Source organism: Sutterella sp., from assembly GCF_052272535.1.
Classification (GTDB): domain Bacteria; phylum Pseudomonadota; class Gammaproteobacteria; order Burkholderiales; family Burkholderiaceae_F; genus Sutterella.
In genome coordinates, this window is record NZ_DAVZJY010000178.1 from 1 (window position 1) to 5,050 (window position 5,050).

General features: G+C 69.7%; 6 protein-coding genes. All 6 read left to right on the forward strand.

Annotation, left to right across the window (positions count from 1 at the left end; translation table 11 throughout):
* Positions 1-150 precede the first annotated feature (150 nt).
* Positions 151-1,050, forward strand: coding sequence for an ADP-ribosylglycohydrolase family protein (locus ACT6Y9_RS08565; protein ID WP_443744228.1), 900 nt, complete (start codon positions 151-153; stop codon positions 1,048-1,050).
* Complete coding sequence (locus tag ACT6Y9_RS08570) at positions 1,043-1,282, forward strand: hypothetical protein (protein ID WP_443744229.1); 240 nt, start codon at positions 1,043-1,045, stop codon at positions 1,280-1,282. The genes ACT6Y9_RS08565 and ACT6Y9_RS08570 overlap by 8 nt, the downstream gene beginning before the upstream one ends.
* A gap of 83 nt (positions 1,283-1,365) precedes the next feature.
* Complete coding sequence (locus ACT6Y9_RS08575) at positions 1,366-2,007, forward strand: carbonic anhydrase (protein WP_443744230.1); 642 nt, start codon at positions 1,366-1,368, stop codon at positions 2,005-2,007.
* An 88-nt stretch (positions 2,008-2,095) separates the two neighbouring features.
* On the forward strand, positions 2,096-2,248 hold the full coding sequence (locus ACT6Y9_RS08580; protein WP_443744231.1) for a hypothetical protein: 153 nt from the start codon (positions 2,096-2,098) through the stop codon (positions 2,246-2,248).
* Positions 2,249-2,525: 277 nt separating this feature from the next.
* Positions 2,526-3,572 (forward strand): anthranilate phosphoribosyltransferase, encoded by a 1,047-nt coding sequence (trpD, locus tag ACT6Y9_RS08585; protein WP_443744232.1) that lies wholly within the window; start codon positions 2,526-2,528, stop codon positions 3,570-3,572.
* Positions 3,572-5,050, forward strand: a 1,479-nt coding sequence (locus ACT6Y9_RS08590) for a bifunctional indole-3-glycerol-phosphate synthase TrpC/phosphoribosylanthranilate isomerase TrpF (protein WP_443744233.1), incomplete at its 3' end; no start/stop codon positions are given. The genes trpD and ACT6Y9_RS08590, both read left to right, overlap by 1 nt.

The following is a 5,050-nucleotide window of genomic DNA, read 5'->3' on the forward strand; positions in this document are numbered from 1 at the left end:
TCAACGACGGGAAATGATCCTCACCGATATATGTTTCATCTTGAGAATTCGTGCCACATTCCTCCCCCACCTGAAGGAAGGGGACTCCTGCGGCAATCCTGTTGAGCGTAGAATCTGCGTCAATATTTGACGCATTGGAGGAGCTTTCTCATGGCAGTCTTCGGCGCCCTCACGGGCGACATCCTCGGCAGCACCTTTGAATTCCACCCTTGGCGGGGCGGCGCCGATGCGCTCAACTTCTTCCCGGCCGGGTCCTTCCCGACGGACGACAGCGTGCTCACCTGCGCCGTGGCGCAGGCGCTCATCGACGCGAAGCGCCCCGGGGGCGGCGTGGACCACGCGCGCTTCGCACGGACGGTCGAGGTGCGGCTGCGGGAATTCGCCCGCGCGCATGCTGGAGCGGGCTACGGCGGACGCTTCATCCGCTGGATGCTCATGGACGACGCGCCCGCCTACGGCAGCCTCGGCAACGGCTCGGCGATGCGCGTCTCGCCCTGCGCCTGGGCGGCGCAGTCGTTCGACGAAGCCCTCGAGCTCGCGCGCCTCTCGGCGATGCCGACCCACAACCACCCGGAAGGCGTTCTGGGCGCGCAGGCCGCGGCCGCCGCCGTCTGGTGGTTCCGCGATGGGAGAAGCGCCGCCGAAGTCCGCGGGCTTTGGGCGGAGCGCTTCGCGGGGCTCGGCACCCTCGCGCCCCTCTCGACCCTCGCGCCTCCGATTCCGAACGACGTCACGTGCTCCGGAACCGTACCGATCGCCCTCGAAGCCGCGCTCGAGTCCGACGGAGTGCTCGAAACGGTGCGCCGCGCGGTCGCCCTCGGGGGCGACTGCGACACGATCGCCGCGATCGCGGGCGCGGTCGCCGAAGGCGCTGCTCCGGTGCCCGACTTCGTGCTTAGCCGCGTGCTTGCACTTCTCCCGGAAGACCTCCGGCAGACGGCGCTCGCCTTCGAAGCGGCCTTTCCTCGGGCATACTGCACCTCAGAGACCGCACGCAATGAAGGCGGCCCGAGAAGAGAAGACACCCGAAGGAAAGACACCCATGGTTGACCAAGAACTCGCCGAAGCGATCCGCGACGCCGTCCGCCACCACCCCGCCGTCGAGGCGTGGGACGACCGCGGCGTGATCGTGAGCCTCACGACCCCCGCGGGCCCCGCCTGCCTCAAGCTCGCCGAGATGGCTCCCGCCGAGGAGACGCTCTCGGGCTACGACCTGCGCACGAAGACGCTCGTCGTCTGGCGCTTCGACCAGATCTCGGAGCTGCAGGTGATCGAGCCCTGATTCCCGTCCTTCCGAGGCGCGCACCGCGCGCCTCACGGTGAAATAATGGCGCACCCACATTCTCGAAAACCCTCGGGTGCGTCATGTCCGCCAACTTTCACGAGCTCATCCACGGCTTCCACAACTTCCGCGAGGAGTACCTCCTCAAGGAGCACGAATTCTTCGACCGGCTCGCCCACGGGCAGAACCCGAAGACGCTCGTGATCGCCTGCTGCGACTCCCGCGTGGACCCGGCGATTCTGATGGGCTGCCGCCCGGGCGACCTCTTCGTCGTGCGCTCGATCGCCGCGATCGTGCCGTCCGTCGAGTCCGCCGGCCGCCCCGACGCGGTGATGGCGGCGGTCGAATACGGCGTGAAGCACCTCGACGTGCTCCACGTGATCGTGATGGGGCACTCCAACTGCGGGGGCGTGCAGGGGATGCTCTTCCCTGAAAAGATCGCCGGGGAAAAGTGGATCGCCCGCTGGACCGCGATCGGACACCCGGTGGTGGAGGAGCTGCGCCGCGAGGAGCCCGACCAACCGCTCGAAACCCTCGTGCGCCGCTCCGAAGAGGGCTCCGTCCTGCTCTCGATCGAAAACCTCCTCTCCTACGACTGGATCCGCGAGCGCGTGGATGCGGGGACGCTCTCGCTCCATGCGCTCTACTACGACATCCGCGCGAAGAGCATGTACCTCTGGAACGCCGAGGAGGAGGACTTCGAGCCCGTGGCGGCACCGCACTGACCTCGACGCACGCCGTCCCTCCGGCCGCCCTTCCGTCTACCTCTAGGCGGTTTGGCCTATTGCGCCGCGCAGCCCCGCGGCGGCATGATTGACCACAGGCCGCGCGTCTGAGCGCGGCGTCAACTTCAACCGAACCATTCACTTCACGATCATGCAGTCCACGCGCACGAACGCCGTTCTGACGGCCTATTGGTGGTGGCGCCTCTCGAAAGAGCGGGTGCTCCGGCCTCGTGCGCGCTAGAAACAGCAGACGCACAAAGTGGAGTGAAGACAAAAGCCCGCGGATTCGAGTCCGGCGGGCTTTTTTGATGCCTTGAAGGACTGGCGGGCCGCGGCGAAGACGATTCAAGCCCTCCCAAAAGGGGACGGGCGACAAGGAAGACGGCCATGCGGCAGAGAAGCGGCAGACACGCAAAAGAAGTGGAGCAGACGGGGGGATTCCGATGGTGCCGCGGCGCCCATCGAACACCCAAAGCAACCCCAGCCCCCCGTCATTCATTTCCATTGCGGAGTCCATCATGCAGGCCCTTTTTGAAAAGCTCTACAAGGCGCAGAACCTCACCGCCCAAGAAACCGAAACCCTCTTCGACGCCGTCTTTGAAGGGCGCCTTGAACCCGTGGAGCTCGCCGCGCTCCTCACCGCCTTCAAGATGAAGGGCGAGACCCCCGCCGAAATCGGCGGCGCGGCGCGCGCCATGGTAAAGGCCGCGACGCACTTCCCCCGGCCCGCCGGCGTTGAAGTGGGCGAGATCGTCGGCACGGGCGGCGACGGCCTGCAGACGATCAACGTCTCGACCACGGCCGCCATCGCCGCCGCCGGCGCCGGGCTCTTCATCGCCAAGCACGGCAACCGCGGCGTCTCCTCGAAGAGCGGCGCCTCGGACCTCCTCACCGCCCTCGGCCTTGAGATCCGTCCGACGCCCGAAGAGAGCGTGGAGCTCCTCGCCCGCACGGGCTTCTGCTTCTGCTTCGCGCAGCTCTACCACCCGGCGATGCGCTTCGCCGGCCCGGTGCGTACGCAGATGAAGACCCGCACGCTCTTCAACATCCTCGGGCCCCTTACGAACCCGGCGCACCCGGACTATGCGCTGATCGGCGTCTACGACCCGGCGCTCCTCGAGACGGTGGCCGAGACCCTGAAGGAGCTCGGCATGAAGCGCGCCTTCGTGGTGCACGGCTGCGGCCTCGACGAGGCGGCCGTGCACGGCTTCACCACGGCCGTGGAGCTTACGGCCGCGGGCGAGCTCGTCGGGCGCACCTTCACCCCCGCCGACTTCGGCGTCACCGCCCGCTACACGATCGAGGACGTTCAGGGCGGCGACCCGCAGGACAACGCCGAAATCACCCGCGCGATTCTCGCCGGCCGCGGCACGGCGGCGCAGCGCGACTTCGTCGCGGCGAACCTCGCGCTCCTTCTTCTCGCGGGCGGCAGAGCCGCCACGCTCCCCGACGCCGTCGCCGCCGCTCGTGCGGCCCTCGCCTCCGGCGCGGGCCTCAAGGTGCTCGAAGCGCACCGCGCCTTCGCCGAATCCCGTCACGCCGCCGAAGCCCGGAGGGCCGCGTAATGACCGCCCACCCCTTCGAGCGTCCCGCGCCCGCCGCGCTCCCCGCCTCCCTGAGGAGCCGCCCCGAACTCAACGTCGAGTCGATCGACGGCACGGTGCTCTCGCCCATCGTCGCCCATGCCTTCGAGCGCGCGGCGACGCTCCCCGTCGTCACCGACGCGGCGCTCGACGCGGCCCGCCGCGCGCGCTCGGAGCGCTTCGCCCGGGTCGGCGTCGAGACGCAGGGTCGTCCGGGCGTCTTCGAAGCGGCGCTCGCACGGCCCGGCCGTCGCGTGATTCTCGAAGTGAAGGCCGCCTCGCCCTCGAAGGGGCTGATGCGCGCCGAAGTCGACGCCGCCCAATACGCCCGCGTCTACGGGCGCTTCGCCGACGCCGTCTCGGTGCTCACGGAGCCGAAGTACTTCGGCGGGAGCTTTGAGCGGCTCGCCCAATTCCGCGTCCTCACCACGAAGCCCCTCCTTGCGAAGGACTTCATCGTGTCGGAGCGCCAGATCCTCGCGGCCTACGCCGCGGGCGCGGACGCCGTGCTCCTGATGCTCTCCGTCCTCTCGCACGACGGATACGCGCGGCTCGCGCATTTCGCCGCCCGTCTCGGGCTCGAGATCCTCACGGAGGCCTCGACGGAGCCGGAGGTGCGCCATGCCGCCGCCGCGGGCGCCCGCGTGATCGGCATCAACAACCGCAACCTGCGCACCCTCGAGGTGGACCTCGGCCGCGCGCCGAGGCTCGCCCGGCTCGTGCCCGCCGGCCGCGTGGTGGTCGCCGAATCGGGCTGCCGCACGCACCGCGACATGGGGCTCGCGCAGGCGGCCGCCCCGCAGATCAACGCCTTCCTCTGCGGATCGGCCCTTTCCGAAGCCCCCGACCTGTCGCGCGCCGTGCGCGAACTGGTCTTCGGGCGCACGAAGTGCTGCGGCATCACCCGCCTCGAGGACGCCCTCGAGGCAGCCCGCGCGGGCGCGGTCGCGGTCGGAATCATCTGCGCGCCGCGCTCCAAGCGCTTCGTGCCGCTCGAGCGCGCCCTTGAACTCACCCGCGCCGTGCGCAGCGCCGCCGAAGCCGAAGGCCTTCCGCTCGAGCTCTTCGCCGTCACGGACGCCGAGGACTTTGAGAGGATCCGCGCAGCCGCGGCCGGGGTCTTCGACTTCGTGCAAGTCCACGGGGACGTCGCCGACCTCCCCGCCGCTCCCGGGGCGCCCCGCGTCGTCCCCGCCTTCGGCATGGGAGGGCTCGATCCGGCGGGCGCCCGTGCGCTAGCCCGCCGGATCCTGGCGCTCGAGGAGGAGGGCCGCATCGCCGGCGCGGTGCTCGACAACTCCGACGCCCGCGGTTCGGGCGGCACCGGCCGCGCGTTCGACTTCTCGCTGATGGACGCTTTTGCGGGCGTCCCGAACCTCTTCATCGCCGGCGGCCTCACGCCCGAAAACGCCTTCGCGGCGCTCTCGGCGGGCGGCTTCGCCGCCGCCGGCGCGGACCTC